This window comes from Streptomyces sp. WMMC940 (assembly GCF_027460265.1).
GTDB lineage: Bacteria > Actinomycetota > Actinomycetes > Streptomycetales > Streptomycetaceae > Streptomyces.
In genome coordinates this window covers 3664506-3680006 of record NZ_JAPZBC010000001.1, presented here as the reverse complement: position 1 = coordinate 3680006, position 15501 = coordinate 3664506, and the positions used below count along the sequence as shown (strand labels likewise).

The 15501-nt window shown below is 71.9% G+C and carries 13 protein-coding genes; 8 read left to right on the top strand and 5 right to left on the bottom strand.

The window, feature by feature from the left end; translation table 11 throughout:
* Positions 1–288 precede the first annotated feature (288 nt).
* Positions 289–1908: a protein kinase domain-containing protein gene (locus O7595_RS16130; RefSeq protein WP_269729382.1), complete on the top strand. Its 1620-nt coding sequence runs from the start codon at positions 289–291 to the stop codon at positions 1906–1908.
* Positions 1909–1938: 30 nt separating this feature from the next.
* Here the strand turns inward: O7595_RS16130 and O7595_RS16125 are convergent, their stop codons facing one another.
* Together O7595_RS16125 and O7595_RS16120 are read right to left on the bottom strand one after the other, a co-directional pair.
* Positions 1939–3018, bottom strand: coding sequence for a phosphotransferase (locus O7595_RS16125; protein ID WP_269729381.1), 1080 nt, complete (start codon positions 3016–3018; stop codon positions 1939–1941).
* Positions 3019–3294: 276 nt separating this feature from the next.
* Positions 3295–3954, bottom strand: coding sequence for a response regulator (locus O7595_RS16120; protein WP_269729380.1), 660 nt, complete (start codon positions 3952–3954; stop codon positions 3295–3297).
* 322 nt (positions 3955–4276) lie between these two features.
* Between O7595_RS16120 and pdhA the strand changes: the two genes are divergently transcribed.
* The 3 genes from pdhA to O7595_RS16105 are packed head-to-tail and all read left to right on the top strand — an operon-like array spanning position 4277 to position 7870.
* Positions 4277–5440, top strand: coding sequence for a pyruvate dehydrogenase (acetyl-transferring) E1 component subunit alpha (gene pdhA / locus O7595_RS16115; RefSeq protein WP_269729379.1), 1164 nt, complete (start codon positions 4277–4279; stop codon positions 5438–5440).
* A gap of 2 nt (positions 5441–5442) precedes the next feature.
* A complete protein-coding gene (locus tag O7595_RS16110) occupies positions 5443–6423 on the top strand; it encodes an alpha-ketoacid dehydrogenase subunit beta (RefSeq protein WP_269729378.1) in 981 nt (326 codons plus the stop codon).
* A 10-nt stretch (positions 6424–6433) separates the two neighbouring features.
* Positions 6434–7870 carry a dihydrolipoamide acetyltransferase family protein gene (locus O7595_RS16105; protein ID WP_269729377.1) on the top strand — a complete coding sequence of 479 codons (1437 nt, stop codon included), beginning with the start codon at positions 6434–6436 and terminating at the stop codon, positions 7868–7870.
* A gap of 90 nt (positions 7871–7960) precedes the next feature.
* Here the strand turns inward: O7595_RS16105 and O7595_RS16100 are convergent, their stop codons facing one another.
* Complete coding sequence (locus O7595_RS16100) at positions 7961–8884, bottom strand: D-alanyl-D-alanine carboxypeptidase family protein (RefSeq protein WP_269732509.1); 924 nt, start codon at positions 8882–8884, stop codon at positions 7961–7963.
* 286 nt (positions 8885–9170) lie between these two features.
* On the opposite strand from O7595_RS16100, the gene O7595_RS16095 reads away from it, so the two are divergent.
* Both O7595_RS16095 and O7595_RS16090 read left to right on the top strand, forming a co-directional pair.
* Entirely contained in the window at positions 9171–9824 is a 654-nt protein-coding gene (locus O7595_RS16095; RefSeq protein WP_269729376.1) for a GntR family transcriptional regulator, read from the top strand.
* Positions 9821–11119 carry an MFS transporter gene (locus O7595_RS16090; protein ID WP_269729375.1) on the top strand — a complete coding sequence of 433 codons (1299 nt, stop codon included), beginning with the start codon at positions 9821–9823 and terminating at the stop codon, positions 11117–11119. Before O7595_RS16095 ends, O7595_RS16090 begins: the two co-directional genes overlap by 4 nt.
* Before the next feature lie 150 nt (positions 11120–11269).
* Here the strand turns inward: O7595_RS16090 and O7595_RS16085 are convergent, their stop codons facing one another.
* On the bottom strand, positions 11270–12094 hold the full coding sequence (locus tag O7595_RS16085; RefSeq protein WP_269729374.1) for a maleylpyruvate isomerase family mycothiol-dependent enzyme: 825 nt from the start codon (positions 12092–12094) through the stop codon (positions 11270–11272).
* A 165-nt stretch (positions 12095–12259) separates the two neighbouring features.
* Here O7595_RS16085 and O7595_RS16080 point away from each other — a divergent pair, with 165 nt between their 5' ends.
* Together O7595_RS16080 and O7595_RS16075 are read left to right on the top strand one after the other, a co-directional pair.
* A complete protein-coding gene (locus tag O7595_RS16080) occupies positions 12260–13063 on the top strand; it encodes a carbon-nitrogen family hydrolase (RefSeq protein WP_269729373.1) in 804 nt (267 codons plus the stop codon).
* A gap of 117 nt (positions 13064–13180) precedes the next feature.
* Positions 13181–14974 (top strand): NHL domain-containing thioredoxin family protein, encoded by a 1794-nt coding sequence (locus O7595_RS16075; RefSeq protein WP_269729372.1) that lies wholly within the window; start codon positions 13181–13183, stop codon positions 14972–14974.
* A 241-nt stretch (positions 14975–15215) separates the two neighbouring features.
* On the opposite strand, the gene O7595_RS16070 is transcribed toward O7595_RS16075, so the two are convergent.
* On the bottom strand, positions 15216–15446 hold the full coding sequence (locus tag O7595_RS16070; protein ID WP_269729371.1) for a DUF6458 family protein: 231 nt from the start codon (positions 15444–15446) through the stop codon (positions 15216–15218).
* Positions 15447–15501 lie beyond the last annotated feature (55 nt).

Genomic DNA, 15501 nt, shown 5'->3' with positions numbered 1-15501 from the left:
CGCACACCGTGGAGCGGTGGCCGCGGTGATCCGGATTACGTGGCAAGTCTGCCCGAGGGCAGTGACACGTCAAGCCGGGTGCCCGTTCCGTGACCGTACGCACAAGAAGCGTCTCGCAAGCGTTACAGGAACCGGACGTGTGTGCTCCGGCGCACCGGGAACGGGTCCGACGACCGGTCCATCTCGGACCGGCGTGTCGCCGGAAGCCTGTAGCGTGACGTGTCGAACCAGCGAGAGACGCCGCTCGCGCGCAGCGCGCGGCGCGGCAAGACACGACGGCGAGGACTGATGGCACCCGAATCCGGACCACATGGCGGCGGAGTGTCGGATGCTGCTGACTCCTGGGGCGTCGGCGGGCTCGTCGGCGACGGCCGGTACCGGCTGACCCACCGTCTCGGCCGGGGCGGTATGGCCGAGGTGTTCGCGGCGGAGGACGTCCGCCTCGGTCGCACCGTCGCCGTGAAACTGCTCCGGGCCGATCTGGCCGAGGACCCGGTGTCCAAGGCGCGCTTCACGCGTGAGGCCCAGTCCGTCGCGGGCCTCAACCACCATGCCATCGTGGCCGTGTACGACTCCGGCGAGGACGTCGTGGACGGCCAGTCCGTGCCGTACATCGTGATGGAGCTGGTCGAGGGCCACACCATCCGCGATCTGCTGATCAACGCCGAGGCGCCGCCGCCGGAGCAGGCGCTCATCATCGTCTCCGGCGTCCTCGAGGCACTCGCGTACTCGCACCAGCACGGCATCGTCCACCGCGACATCAAGCCGGCGAACGTCATCATCACCAACGGCGGCGCGGTCAAGGTGATGGACTTCGGCATCGCCCGTGCGCTGCACGGCGCTTCGACGACGATGACCCAGACCGGCATGGTCATGGGCACGCCCCAGTACCTCTCGCCGGAGCAGGCGCTCGGCAAGGCCGTCGACCACCGCTCGGACCTGTACGCCACGGGCTGTCTGCTCTACGAACTGCTCGCGCTGCGCCCGCCGTTCACCGGCGAGACACCGTTGTCCGTCGTCTACCAGCACGTTCAGGACATGCCGGTGCCCCCCTCCGAGGTCTCCGACGTGGCCCCGCCGGAGCTGGACGGGCTCGCGATGCGCGCGCTGGCCAAGGACCCCGACGACCGGTTCCAGAGCGCCGAGGAGATGCGGGCGCTCGTGCAGTACGGGCTGCAGATGCTGCAGCAGCAGGGCAGCCACACGGGTGCCTGGAACACCGGCCCGGTCGAGATGCACGAGGGCGGCCACACTCCGGCGCAGGGCATGGGCGCGACGGCGGTCATGGGGCATCCGCACCACGGGGAGACCTCGAAGGGCCCGCTCCTCCCGCCGCGCAATCCGGAGGACGGCGCGTACGCCGCCGGGCCCGGCGGCGGCAGGGGCGGCAAGGGCAAGGTGTGGCTGTTCGTCGCGCTCGCGGTGATCGCGGTCGTGGCCGGTGTGGCCTTCGCGCTGGACCGGGCGGGCAACCCGGGCACGCAGCCGAAGGACGACCAGAAGGTCTCCAACACCCCGACCGAGTCCGACCTTTCGCCGACCCCCTCGGAGGAGCAGTCCGAGGAGGAAGAGGAGCCGGACCAGGGCACGAACGGCAACCAGGGCGGATGGCCGCCGAGTGACCGTCCTTCCCAGCAGGAACCGCCGCCGTCGCAGCCGCAGAGCCCGAGCCACGACCCGAGCGACACCCCGTCGGACACCGAGGGCACCACGGACGGGACGACGGAGGGCAACACCAGCGAGGGCACGACGGACGGGACGACGGAGGGCAACACCAGCGAGGGCACGACGGAGGGCACGACGGAGGGCACGAGCGAGGGGACGTCCACCGGCACCACCACGGGCACGACGGACGGAGCGACCGAGGGGACGTCCACCGGCACCACCACCGGAAACACCGGCACCTGACCCGGAGGGCGGCCCGCCCGGCCGGCGCCGTCAGCCGGCGAAGGCCTCGCACACCGCCTCGTACTCCCGCGTCCACCACACCGCCAGGGCCGACACCGCAGGGAACTGCGGGTCGGCCCTTCGATCGTGCAGCTGGTAGCGCCAGCGCAGTATCCAGAAGTCGTTGAGCCGCTCCCACCACACCCGGTGCACGGCGGCGGCGAGTTCCGTCGCGTCGGCCCCGGCCGCCCGCCGGTAGGCGCGCGCGTAGGCCCGCACCTTCCCCAGTTCCAGCCGGCCCGAGGGCCGGACGAAGAAGATCGCCGCGGCCCTCACGGCCTCCTCGGCCCGCGGCTGGACGCCCAGCCGGTCCCAGTCGACGATCGCGGCCGGCTCCGCACCCCGGTGGTCGCCCCGGTACAGCAGGTTGAGCGGGTGGAAGTCGCCGTGCACCCAGCCCCCGGCCGCGGCCGGGGGCGGCCGCCGGTGCGCATGGCCTTCCAGCAGGGCGCGGCGCTCCAGCAGCCGGTGCTCGGCGAGGGCGTCGAAGCTGTCCCTGGGGCGATGGGCGCGGGCCAGCTCCAGCAGGGCGTCGATGAGGGCGAAGGTCTCCTCGGGGTCCGCGCTCTCGTGCGGCCGCACCGTGGTCCGGCGCCCGCCCGGCTCCACGTCCATGACCCGCTCCAGGCCGGTGTGGACCAGGCCGAGGAGGGCGCCCAGCCGGCGGGACTCGAGGGTGGTGAGCTGGGCCCCGCGGCGGTGACGGCCGTCCACCCAGGGGTGCAGGGCGTAGCAGCGGCCGCCGATCACGGCCACCGTGTCGCCGGACCCGTCGGCCACGGGCGGCGCGACGGGAACGCCGAGCGACTGCAGGCGGCGGACCGCCCGGTGCTGGCGGGCGATGGTCTCGCGGTCGGCGGTCGGCTCGTCGACGTGCTGCTTGAGGAAGTAGGCGCCGCGTGTGGTGGAGAGCCGGTAGCCGCGGTTCAGCAGGCCCTGGGTGACGGGTTCGCAGGAGAGGGGTTCACCGGCGTCCTCGTACCGGCGCAGCAGCGCGTTGAGAGGGGGTGGGCCGATGGGGGGTGGGGCAAGAGCAAGGGGGGGTGGGGCAATAGCAGATGAGCGCGGCACCCGTCAGATGTTAGATCACCCAGCGTGTCGCCGATGTCGCTGCCCGGGGCGGTCCAGGGTGCGCACCGTGACGAGGCGGAGCGTGGGCGCCCGTGGGCCGGGCGCGCACGGGGCGGACGCGGTGGCCGGGCCCGGGGGACGGCCACCGGACGAGGGTCGGCTGTGCGACCGCCGACGAACCGGTCCGCAGGCGCTCTCCCGGCCTTCGGACACACCTCACCCGGACGGCTTCGCGCCGACCGGGTGGAATCCCGTGCCCCGGGGTGTGCGAGCGCCTCAGTGCCGTTCGGCCTGGAGCCGTGCCACATACGCGGCGGCCTGGGAGCGCCGTTCCATGCCCAGCTTCGCGAGCAGGCCGGAGACGTAGTTCTTGATGGTCTTCTCCGCCAGGTGCAGCCGTTCGCCGATGGCCCGGTTGGTCAGGCCCTCGCCGATCAGGTCCAGGATCCTGCGCTCCTGATCGGTCAGGCTCGCCAGTCTGTCGTCGGTCTTGGGGGCGTTCCCGTCCCGCAGCCGCTCCAGGACGCGCGCGGTGGCAGCCGGGTCGAGCAGGGACCTGCCCGCCGCCACGTCCCGCACCGCCGTCAGCAGCTCGGCGCCGCGGATCGCCTTGAGGACGTAGCCCGAGGCCCCCGCCATGATCGCGTCGAAGAGTGCCTCGTCGTCCGCGTACGAGGTGAGCATCAGACATTTGATGTCCTCGTTCTGCGAACGGACCTCCCGGCAGACCTCTACCCCGCTTCCGTCGGGCAGGCGCACATCGAGGATCGCCACATCGGGGCGCACCGCAGGGATCCTGACCAGGGCATCTGCCGCCGTACCGGCCTCGCCGACGACCTCGATGTCGTCCTCGGCGGAGAGCAGTTCGTACACGCCGCGACGCACGACCTCGTGGTCGTCCACCAGGAATACGGTGATTTTTCCTTCTTCGTGCACGGCCCAAGTCTCACATACTCACTCTTCCCATGCCGGGGTGACCGGGATAACGTGCCCGTGTTCCGGCAGCCGGCAAGGCTGTGACCAGTGGTTGTTCCCGTATTTCTCGATTTACTTGGAAATCCAAGCAAAATCGCAGGTCAAATGGGGTTTCGCAGGAATGCGCCCCACTGGGTAACGTGCCTTTGGCAGGCGCTCGCCGGGGCACCTGTCACGCCTGTTCCCGGCCGAGCCGCACCCACCCCGTGCACCGTAGGGACACAGGCGAGCCGCACTGGACCCCGGCGGACCCCGGGAGCCGGACAGACGGAGGAGCACGCACGTGACCGTGGAGAACACTGCCGCGCGCAAACCGCGCCGCAGCAGTAAGCGCGTCAGCGCAGCGAAGAAGCCAACGGGTTCCGAGCCCCAGCTCGTACAACTGCTGACGCCCGAGGGTGAGCGGGTCGAGCACCCGGACTACGACCGCCATGTCGCCGATCTCGGCCCCGACGAGCTCCGCGGGCTCTACCGGGACATGGTCCTCACCCGACGTTTCGACGCCGAGGCCACGGCGCTGCAGCGCCAGGGCGAGCTGGGCCTGTGGGCCTCGCTGCTCGGCCAGGAGGCCGCCCAGATCGGCTCCGGCCGCGCCCTGCGCGACGACGACTACGTCTTCCCGACCTACCGCGAGCACGGCGTCGCCTGGTGCCGCGGGGTCGACCCGACGAACCTGCTCGGGATGTTCCGCGGTGTGAACCACGGCGGCTGGGACCCGAACAGCAACAACTTCCACCTGTACACCATCGTCATCGGCTCGCAGACGCTGCACGCCACCGGCTACGCGATGGGGGTCGCCAAGGACGGCGCCGACTCCGCGGTGATCGCGTACTTCGGCGACGGCGCCTCCAGCCAGGGCGACGTGGCGGAGTCGTTCACCTTCTCCGCGGTCTACAACGCCCCGGTCGTGTTCTTCTGCCAGAACAACCAGTGGGCGATCTCCGAGCCCACCGAGCGCCAGACCCGGGTGCCGCTCTACCAGCGCGCCCAGGGCTACGGCTTCCCCGGTGTCCGCGTCGACGGCAACGACGTGCTCGCGTGCCTGGCCGTGACCCGGTCCGCGCTGGAGCGCGCCCGCCGGGGCGAGGGCCCGACGCTGGTCGAGGCGTTCACGTACCGCATGGGCGCCCACACCACCTCCGACGACCCGACCCGCTACCGCCACGACGACGAGCGGGTGGCCTGGGAGGCCAAGGACCCGATCCTGCGGCTCCGGAAGTACCTGGCCGCGCAGGGCCACGCCGACGAGGCCTTCTTCACCGAGCTCGACGCGGAGAGCGACGCGCTCGCCAAGCGCGTCCGCGAGGCGGTGCGCGCCATGCCCGACCCGGACGACATGGCGATGTTCGACCACGTCTACGCCGACGGGCACGCCCTCGTCGACGAGGAGCGCGCGCAGTTCGCCGCGTACCAGGCGTCGTTCGCCGACGCGCAGGAGGTCAAGTAGCCATGGCCGTAGAGAAGATGTCGCTTGCCAAGGCGCTCAACGAGTCGCTGCGCAAGGCTCTCGACACCGACCCCAAGGTCCTCGTCATGGGCGAGGACGTCGGCAAGCTCGGCGGAGTCTTCCGCATCACCGACGGGCTCCAGAAGGACTTCGGCGAGGAGCGGGTCATCGACACCCCGCTCGCCGAGTCCGGCATCGTCGGCACCGCGATCGGTCTCGCCCTGCGCGGCTACCGTCCCGTCGTCGAGATCCAGTTCGACGGCTTCGTGTTCCCCGCGTACGACCAGATCGTCACGCAGCTCGCGAAGATGCACGCCCGCGCGCTCGGCAAGGTCAAGCTGCCGGTCGTCGTCCGCATCCCCTACGGCGGCGGCATCGGCGCGGTCGAGCACCACTCCGAGTCGCCCGAGGCGCTGTTCGCCCACGTGGCCGGTCTCAAGGTCGTCTCCCCCTCGAACGCGGCCGACGGCTACTGGATGCTCCAGCAGGCCATCCAGAGCGACGACCCGGTGATCTTCTTCGAGCCCAAGCGGCGCTACTGGGACAAGGGCGAGGTCGACACCGAGTCCATCCCGGACCCGCTGCACGCCGCCCGCGTCGCCCGCGCCGGCACGGACATCACCCTCGCCGCCTACGGCCCGATGGTGAAGGTCTGCCTGGAGGCCGCCGCGGCCGCCGAGGAGGAGGGCAAGTCGGTCGAGGTCCTGGACCTGCGCTCGATGTCCCCGATCGACTTCGACGCCGTGCAGCGGTCGGTGGAGAGGACGGGCCGGCTGGTCGTCGTCCACGAGGCCCCGGTGTTCTACGGCTCGGGCGCGGAGATCGCCGCCCGCATCACGGAGCGGTGCTTCTACCACCTGGAGGCGCCGGTCCTGCGGGTCGGAGGATTCCACGCTCCGTACCCGCCGGCCCGGCTGGAGGAGGAGTACCTTCCGGGACTGGACCGGGTGCTCGACGCCGTCGACCGCTCGCTGGCGTACTGAGGAGAGGGTCGTGACGACGATGACTGACGCTTCCGCCCGCTTCCGGGAGTTCAAGATGCCCGACGTGGGCGAGGGACTCACCGAGGCCGAGATCCTCAAGTGGTACGTCCAGCCGGGCGACGCCGTCACCGACGGCCAGGTCGTGTGCGAGGTCGAGACCGCCAAGGCCGCGGTGGAGCTGCCCATCCCGTACGACGGAGTGGTGCACGAGCTCCGGTTCGACGAGGGCACCACCGTGGACGTCGGCACCGCGATCATCACCGTGGACGTGGCGCCGGGCTCCGGACCGGTCGAGGCACCGCCGCCGGCGGCCACCGAGCCCGCGGTCGCGGCCGCCGAGCCGGAGGCCGAGGCGAAGGACGAGCCCACCGGCCGCCGGCCCGTGCTGGTCGGCTACGGCGTGGCCGAGTCCTCCACCAAGCGCCGTCCGCGCAAGGGCACTTCGGTGCCCGGGCAGGCCGAGCCGGGCGCGCGGGCCGCGGCTGCCGTGCAGGCCGAGCTGAACGGTCACGGGACGGCGGCGCCCGCCGCGCCCCGCCCGCTGGCCAAGCCCCCGGTCCGCAAGCTGGCCAAGGACCTCGGGGTGGACCTCGCCACGGTCGTGCCGAGCGGTCCCGACGGGATCATCACCCGCGACGACGTCCGTGCTGCCGTGGCCCCGGCCGAGGCACCCGCGCCCGCCGCGGCACCCGAGCCCGTGGTCGCCGAGACCGCGACGGCGCCCGCGGGGGCGCCGGCGGCCGGCGCCCGCGAGACCCGGATCCCGATCAAGGGCGTCCGGAAGGCCACCGCCTCGGCGATGGTCGGCTCCGCCTTCACCGCGCCGCACGTCACCGAGTTCATCACGGTCGACGTCACGCGCACGATGAAGCTGGTCGAGGAGCTGAAGTCCGACAAGGACATGGCCGGGCTGCGGGTGAACCCCCTGCTGCTCATCGCCAAGGCGCTGCTGGTCGCGATCAAGCGCAACCCGGAGGTCAACGCCGCCTGGGACGAGGCGAACCAGGAGATCGTCCTCAAGCACTACGTCAACCTGGGCATCGCCGCGGCCACCCCGCGCGGTCTGATCGTGCCGAACATCAAGGACGCGCACGACAAGACCCTGCCGCAGCTCGCCGGGGCCCTCGGCGAGCTGGTGTCCACGGCCCGTGAAGGGAAGACGACCCCGGCCGCCATGCAGGGCGGCACGGTGACGATCACCAACGTGGGCGTCTTCGGGGTCGACACCGGCACGCCGATCCTCAACCCCGGGGAGTCGGCCATCCTCGCGGTCGGCGCGATCAAGCTGCAGCCCTGGGTCCACAAGGGCAAGATCAAGCCCCGCCAGGTCACCACGCTCGCGCTCTCCTTCGACCACCGACTCGTCGACGGCGAACTGGGCTCCAAGGTCCTGGCGGACGTCGCCGCCGTGCTGGAGCAGCCGAAGAGGCTCATCACCTGGGCCTGATCGGCCGGTACACCACGCGACACCGCACGAGGAAGGTCCCGGGACGCCGCCGCGTCCCGGGACCTTCCCGTCGGTCGGTGAGCGCGTCGATCAGTCGCGCTGGGCGCCGGCCGGGAGCGAACGCAGCTCCATCGAGCGGGCGCTGGTGGAGGCGAAGCCGAAGTCGAGCAGCTTCGCCGCGTCCTTGAAGCGGTTGTCGCCGGTGGACGAGGCCAGGACGACACCGGTGTAGGTCTTGCCGTTGCGCGTCGCGGCGAAGACGAGGCAGGGGCCCGCCGCCGTGCCCGTGCCGGTCTTCACTCCGATGGCGCCGTTGTAGGAGCCCAGCAGCTTGTTGGTGTTGTACCAGGTGTAGGTGCGGGTGCCGCCGGTGCTGGTCGTGGCCGGGGCCTTGTACGACGTGGGCTTGACGACGTCGCGGAAGACGGAGCTGCTCATCGCGTGACGGGCCAGCTTCGCCAGGTCCCAAGGGGTCGTGTAGTTGTTCCCGGTCGTGGAGATGCCGTCGAACGAGTCGAACTTGGTGTTGACCAGACCGAGCTGCTTGGCCTTGGCGTTCATCTTGCCGATGAAGGACTTCGTGCGGGCCGAGGTCGTCGTACCCGTGCCGAAGGTGTCGGCGAGGGCGTACGCGGCGTCGCAGCCGGACGGCAGCATCAGCCCGGACAGCAGCTGGCGGACGGTCAGCTTGTCACCGGTGCGCAGGTCCGCGGTGCTGGCGCCCTCGCGGGTGACGTAGTTGCGGTACTCCGCCTTGACCGTGACCTTCTTGTTCAGGTCGACGCCCGGGATGGTGAGGACCGTGATGGCCGTCACCAGCTTCGTCGTGCTCGCCATCTGGCGGCGCGTGTTGTTGGCCTTGCCGTACACGGGCTTGCCGTCCGCCTGGTCCAGCAGGAATCCGCCCTTGGCGGTGATGGACGGGATCGGCGTGGCCGCCTGTGCCGGGGCGGCCAGGGGCGAGGCCGTCAGCAGCAGACCACCCGCGAGAGCGACGGTGGCGGCGCGGCGCAGGCCCTTGTGGCTGGTTTTCAAAGGAAACGCTCCGAATAGTCGCGTATGCGTCGAAAGCCTGGCTTTCACAGTCAGTTGGGGATCCGGAGAAAGAACGATCCCGATATAAGACACCTGAGGGGCGTGAATGGATGCACGGCTGTGGCACGCGTCTCGGCCAGGTCGCCCCGACCCTTTTCCCGGGCCGGTGCACGCTCCGGCCGGCGCGTCCGGTCCCCTCCGTCGCGCCGTCCTGAATGGCGGACACCTGCAGCTGATGCACACCTGTTGTATCTATGCTGTGCGCATGCCCGCCGCCCCCGTGAAACAGCCCCCCGCCGCCGACCGCGTCTACACCCACATCAAGCAGGCCGTCCTCGAACGACGCTACGAGGGCGGCACCCTCCTCACCGAGGGCGAACTCGCCGAGGCCGTCGGGGTGTCCCGCACTCCCGTCCGCGAGGCGCTCCTCAAGCTGGAGATGGAAGGGCTCCTCAAGCTCTACCCGAAGAAGGGCGCGCTCGTCCTCGCCGTCTCCGCACAGGAGATCGCCGACGTCGTCGAAACCCGGCTGCTGGTCGAGGAGTTCGCCGTCCGCCGGGCCGTACCCGCCCCGCCCCGGCTGATCGAGCGCCTGGAGGAACTGCTCGAGGAGCAGAAGCGGCGCGCCGAGTCCGGCGACCTCGCCGAGGTGGCCGTCACCGACCGCTGCTTCCACGCGGAGATCGTCCGGCACGCCGGGAACGAGATCCTCTCCCGCCTCTACGACCAGCTGCGCGACCGCCAGCTGCGGATGGGGGTCGCCGTCATGCACTCGCACCCCGACCGCATCGCCAAGAACATCGCCGAGCACGCCGAGATGCTGGACGCCATCAGGGCCGGTGACACCGAGCGGGCCGCGTCCTGTGTGCACCAGCACCTGGGCTGGGTCAAGGTGCTGGTCCGGGGTGAGGAGCGATGAGCCGGGAGTCCGCCGCACTGCCCGGCGATCCCCCGGGCGGACGCCGGGCCGCCCTCGTCTGGGGCATCGGCGTCGCCGTCTACTTCGTCGCCGTCATCTTCCGTACGTCGCTGGGCGTCGCCGGACTCGACGCCGCCGACCGCTTCGACGTCAACGCGTCCGCGCTGTCGACCTTCTCCATACTCCAACTGCTCGTCTACGCCGGCATGCAGATACCCGTCGGCCTCATGGTCGACCGGCTCGGCACCAAGAAGGTGCTGACCATCGGCGTCGTCCTCTTCACCGCGGGACAGCTCGGCTTCGCCCTCTCCCCCTCGTACGGCACGGCCCTCGGCGCACGCGCCCTCCTCGGCTGCGGCGACGCGATGACCTTCATCAGCGTGTTGCGACTCGGCTCCCGCTGGTTCCCCGCCCGGCGGGGACCGTTCGTCGCCCAGGTCGCGGCGCTGTTCGGCATGGCGGGCAACCTGGTCTCCACGATCGTGGTCTCCCGGATGCTGGACGGCCTCGGCTGGACCGCGACGTTCGCGGGCAGCGCCGCGGCCGGAGCGGTCGTCCTCGTCCTGCTCGTCCTCTTCCTCAAGGACCACCCCGAGGGCTGGGAGCGGCCACCCGCCGAGCACGCCGGGGCGGCCTTCGTCCGCCGGCAGATCGCCCTCTCCTGGCGCGAGCCCGGTACCCGTCTCGGGTTGTGGGTGCACTTCACCACCCAGTTCCCCGCGATGGTGTTCCTGCTGCTGTGGGGGCTGCCGTTCCTCGTCGAGGCCCAGCGGCTCCCCCGGGAGACCGCGGGCGGGCTGCTCACCCTCGTGGTCGTCTCCAACATGGTGGTGGGACTGGTCTACGGCCAGGTCATCGCCCGGCACCACGCCGCACGGGCGCCGCTCGCCGTCGGCACGGTCGGGGCGACCGCCACGCTGTGGGCCGCCGTCCTCGCCCACCCCGGCCCGGCCCCGATGTGGCTGCTCATCACCCTGTGCGCGGTCCTCGGCGCATGCGGACCCGCGTCGATGATCGGCTTCGACTTCGCCCGGCCCGCCAATCCGCCGGAACGCCAGGGGACGGCGTCCGGCATCGTCAACATGGGCGGTTTCGTGGCCTCCATGACCACGCTGCTGGCGGTGGGCGTACTGCTGGACGCGACCGGCGGCGACTACCGGATCGCGTTCTCCTCCGTCTTCGTCCTCGAGGCGCTGGGCGTGACGCAGATCCTGAGACTGCGGGCGCGCACGGTGCGACGGGAGCGGGAGCGGCTGGTGTCGAGCCGGGTCGAGGCGGTGCACGTCCCGGTGTGAGGCGCAGTGGTCACGCCGGGGCGTGCGCGACCCGCCGTCCAAGGCGCCCCGCGACGGGCACCGCCGAACGGCGGCCCGGTCACCGGTCACGGCTGCCCGGGGCACCGCCGAACGGCGGCCCGGGCACGGCGGGCCCGGGAACACCACCCGCTAGGGCGTCACCGCGAACGAGTCCAGGATCGCCCACGCGAGGTCGGCGTCCCCCTCGATCTTGATCCGGTCGGCGACGGCCGCGGGCCTGACCCGGCCCGCCGCCAGCCGGACGTACGTCTCCCAGTCCAGCGCCAGCGTCGCGGCCGGGCCCAGCGAGGGCGCGCCGTCGATGGTGCCGCGTCCGTCCGCGTCGACCCGCACCGTCCGCAGGAACTCCACCGGACCGTGCACGTCGAAGACCACCGCCGAATGCGGCGGGGCGCCGGCGTCCTTGGCGACGACCCTCGGCAGCACCGCGAGGAAGTTGTCGCGGGCGACGAGTGCGCCGGGGGAGTCGAGGTTGCCCGGCCTGTTCAGCGCGGCGCGCAGGTCCTGTTCGTGCACCCAGATGTCGAACGCCCGCATACGGTAGGCCAGTTCCAGCGTCTGCTCCGCGCCCAGCGGGGCGCGCACCATCGTGTCGGGCGCACGGTTCTCGTTCCGCAACTGCCGGTTCCGCCGGATGATCGTGTACTCGAGCTCGGAGGTCATCTCCGGAGCCGTATGGTGGCGGCGCACATCGACCTGCATCTCCATGTAGCGGGCGAACTCGCTGCGGACATGGTAGAGATCGCGCGGCAGTGTGTGGATCGGCCGGGGATCACCGAGCATCTCGCACTCCATGCCGATCACGTGCGACACGATGTCGCGCACCGACCAGCCGGGGCACGGCGTCGCACGGTTCCAGTCGCCCTCGGCGAGCGGCTGCACCAGCTCGGATATGGCTTCGACGGAGTGGGCCCAGGCGTCGGCGTAGGTCTGGAGACTGGGATGGACGGTCACGGAACCCCTCGGCGGTCGTGCGCGGGCTGGGTGCAGGCGGCTGCCGGGGGTCCTGGGGGTGACCCCCGGGAGAGAACAGTACGCTGCCCTTGGGCACCCCGGCAGTGCTTTCGTGTGACGATCGTAGGCCCGTGTTGACGGCTCGAATGCCAGGACGGTGGTAGTGTGCGCGCCTCACTCATCCAGATCGCAGTAGACCGGGACGAATCGGTGGATTCACGCCGCAGCCGAGCGGCCGAACTGGTCCGGGAGCAGCGCGGATCCGACCTCGTCGTCCTCCCCGAACTCTGGCCCGTAGGGGCCTTCGCGTACGAGTCCTTCGAGGCTGAGGCCGAGACGCTGGACGGACCCACGCGCCAGGTCATGGCGCAGGCGGCCGCCGACGCGGGCGTCTGGCTGCACGCCGGGTCCGTCGTCGAACGGGCCCCCGACGGGCGCCTCTTCAACACCGCGCTCGTCCTCTCCCCCGAGGGCCGCCTCGCGGGGGTCTACCGGAAGATCCACCGCTTCGGGTTCGACACGGGCGAGGCCGTGATGATGGCCGCGGGCGAGGACCTGGTGACGGTACGGCTCCCCGAGGTCACCCTCGGCCTCGGCACCTGCTACGACCTGCGCTTCCCCGAGCTCTTCCGCGGCCTGGTCGACGCCGGCGCCGACGTCCTGGTCGTCCCCGCCGGCTGGCCGGAGCGGCGCCGTGCCCACTGGTCCCTCCTGGCGCGGGCCCGGGCGGTCGAGAACCAGGCGTACGTCCTCGCCTGCGGCACCGCCGGTACCCACGCGGGCACGGAGCAGGCGGGCCACAGCATCGTCGTCGACCCCTGGGGCGAGGTCCTCGCCGAGGCGGGCGGCGGGGAGGAGGTCCTCACGGCCGACCTCGACCCGAAGAAGCCCGCCGCGACCCGTGACCAGTTCCCGGCCCTCAAGGACCGCCGCCTGGGCCTGGCACCGCCGGCGGGGCCCAGGGCCTGACGCTCCGGAGCCGTCCCTCCCGCCCCGCCGCGGCCGCCGTTCCGGGAGGGGCGGCACCCTCCGGCCTGCCCCGGACCGGCCGGAGCCGGTCACTCCACAAGTGGCACCCTTGAACGCATGAACGCCGCTGCCCCCGCGCCCCGCCGCCGTGCCCGTGTCCGTGCCCCCGAGCTGATCGGCAAGGGCGGTTGGATCAACACCGGTGGGAAGGATCTGAAGCTCGCCGACGTCCGAGGTCGCACATTGATCCTCGACTTTTGGACGTTCTGCTGCATCAACTGTCTGCACGTCCTGGACGAGCTGCGCGAGCTCGAGGAGAAGCACCGCGACACCACGGTGATCATCGGTGTCCACTCGCCGAAGTTCGCTCACGAGGCCGAGCACCGGGCCGTCGTCGACGCCGTCGAGCGGTACGAGGTGCACCACCCCGTCCTCGACGACCCCGAGCTCGCGACCTGGAAGCAGTACGCGGTACGGGCCTGGCCCACGCTCGTGGTGATCGATCCCGAGGGGTACGTCGTCGCCCAGCACGCCGGTGAGGGCCACGCGCACGCGATCGAGCGCCTCGTGGAGCAGTTGGAGATCGAGCACGAGGCGAAGGGGACGCTGCGGCGCGGGGACGGGCCGTACGTGCCGCCGGAGCCGGTCGCCACGGATCTGCGTTTCCCGGGGAAGGCCGTGCGGCTGCCCTCCGGGCGCTTCCTGGTCTCCGACTCGACGCGGCACCAGCTCGTCGAGCTGGAGGCGGACGGGGAGACCGTCGTACGCCGGATCGGCGACGGCGACTTCCGGGAGCCGCAGGGGCTCGCGCTGCTGCCGTCGGGGAAGGTGGTCGTCGCCGACACCGTGAACCACGCGCTGCGGACGTTCGACCCCGGGACCGGCGTGATCGAGCGGGTCGCGGGGACGGGGCGGCAGTGGTGGCAGGGGTCGCCGACGTCGGGGCCGGCGCTGGAGGTGGACCTGTCCTCGCCGTGGGACGTGGCCTGGTGGCAGGGCAAGGTGTGGATCGCGATGGCCGGCGTCCACCAGCTGTGGACGTACGACCCGGAGACCGGCACGGTCGGGGTCGCCGCGGGCACGACCAACGAGGGCCTGGTGGACGGGCCGGCGGCCGAGGCGTGGTTCGCGCAGCCGTCCGGGCTGGCCGCGGCCGGGGACCGGCTGTGGATCGCGGACTCGGAGACGTCCGCGCTGCGTTGGATCGGCACCGACGGCATCGTGCGCACCGCCGTCGGCACGGGCCTCTTCGACTTCGGCCACCGCGACGGGGCCGCCGAACAGGCCCTGCTCCAGCACCCGTTGGGCGTCACCGCGCTGCCGGACGGCTCGGTGGCGGTGTCCGACACGTACAACCACGCCCTCCGCCGCTACGACCCGGCGACGGACGAGGTGACGACTCTCGCGACCGATCTGCGCGAGCCGTCCGGCGCGGTCCTGGACGGCGAGGAGATCGTCGTCGTGGAGTCGGCGCGGCACCGGCTGACGCGGCTGCGGCTGCCCGAGGAGGCGGTCCGCGTCGAGGCCGTGGCGCACCGCACGCAGCGTGCGGCCACCGAGGTGGCGCCGGGGGCGCTGCGGCTCGACGTGGTCTTCCAGGCTCCCGAGGGGCAGAAGCTCGACACCCGTTACGGCCCGTCGACCCGGCTGCTGGTGTCGTCGACCCCGCCGGAGCTGCTGGCCGGGGGCGAGGGCGCGGGCACCGACCTCTGCCGGGAGCTGGAGCTGAATCCGGCGGTGACGGAGGGCGTGCTGCATGTGTCGGCGATGGCGGCCTCGTGCGACGACGATCCCGCGAACCCGTACCCGGCGTGCCATGTGCACCAGCAGGACTGGGGTGTTCCGGTCCGGGTGACGCGGGACGGGGTGGCCCGGCTGCCGCTGGTGCTCGCGGGCATGGACGACGCGTAGCCGTTCCCGGCGAGCGTGACGACGACGGCGGTCGCCGCGTCGGGTACGGCGGCGCGCTTCTTCCGGGACGGACCGCGACGGTGCACGAGGGCCGTTCCCCGTCCCAGGAGAACCATGCGGAACACCGTGCCCGGCACGGTGTTCCGCGGATGTCGGCGCCGGCGGATGCCGACGGACACCGGCCCCGGGGCGTGGTCGGCGCCGGGCGTGCCGCCGCCGACCGGATCGGGCCGTCGGCGCGTCAGCGCTCGTAGCCGCTGTGCCGGGGCTCCTCCACCACGGTCGGGGCGACCGGGGGGACGACCGCCCGGCGGCGGCGCGCGATGCTCGTGAAGGTGGCGACGCCGATGATGCCGACCGCCATCATGATCAGCCCGACCAGGTCGAGGTTGACGCTCTCGGTCTGCCAGTCGGTCGCGAAGGTGAGTATCGCCCCCGCGCCGATCAGCAGGATGCAGCCTCCCAGGCCCATGATCTCCGCCTCCTGTGTCGATGTAGGACCTCCGGGTACCCCGGCGGGCGACACC

Bases quoted from the DNA above. Each gene is read 5' to 3' on its own strand.
- O7595_RS16130 (WP_269729382.1), top strand. From the start codon at position 289: ATGGCACCCGAATCCGGACCACATGGCGGCGGAGTGTCGGATGCTGCT.
- O7595_RS16110 (WP_269729378.1), top strand. From the start codon at position 5,443: ATGGCCGTAGAGAAGATGTCGCTTGCCAAGGCGCTCAACGAGTCGCTG.
- O7595_RS16095 (WP_269729376.1), top strand. From the start codon at position 9,171: ATGCCCGCCGCCCCCGTGAAACAGCCCCCCGCCGCCGACCGCGTCTAC.
- O7595_RS16090 (WP_269729375.1), top strand. From the start codon at position 9,821: ATGAGCCGGGAGTCCGCCGCACTGCCCGGCGATCCCCCGGGCGGACGC.
- O7595_RS16075 (WP_269729372.1), top strand. From the start codon at position 13,181: ATGAACGCCGCTGCCCCCGCGCCCCGCCGCCGTGCCCGTGTCCGTGCC.
- O7595_RS16070 (WP_269729371.1), bottom strand. From the start codon at position 15,446: ATGGGCCTGGGAGGCTGCATCCTGCTGATCGGCGCGGGGGCGATACTC.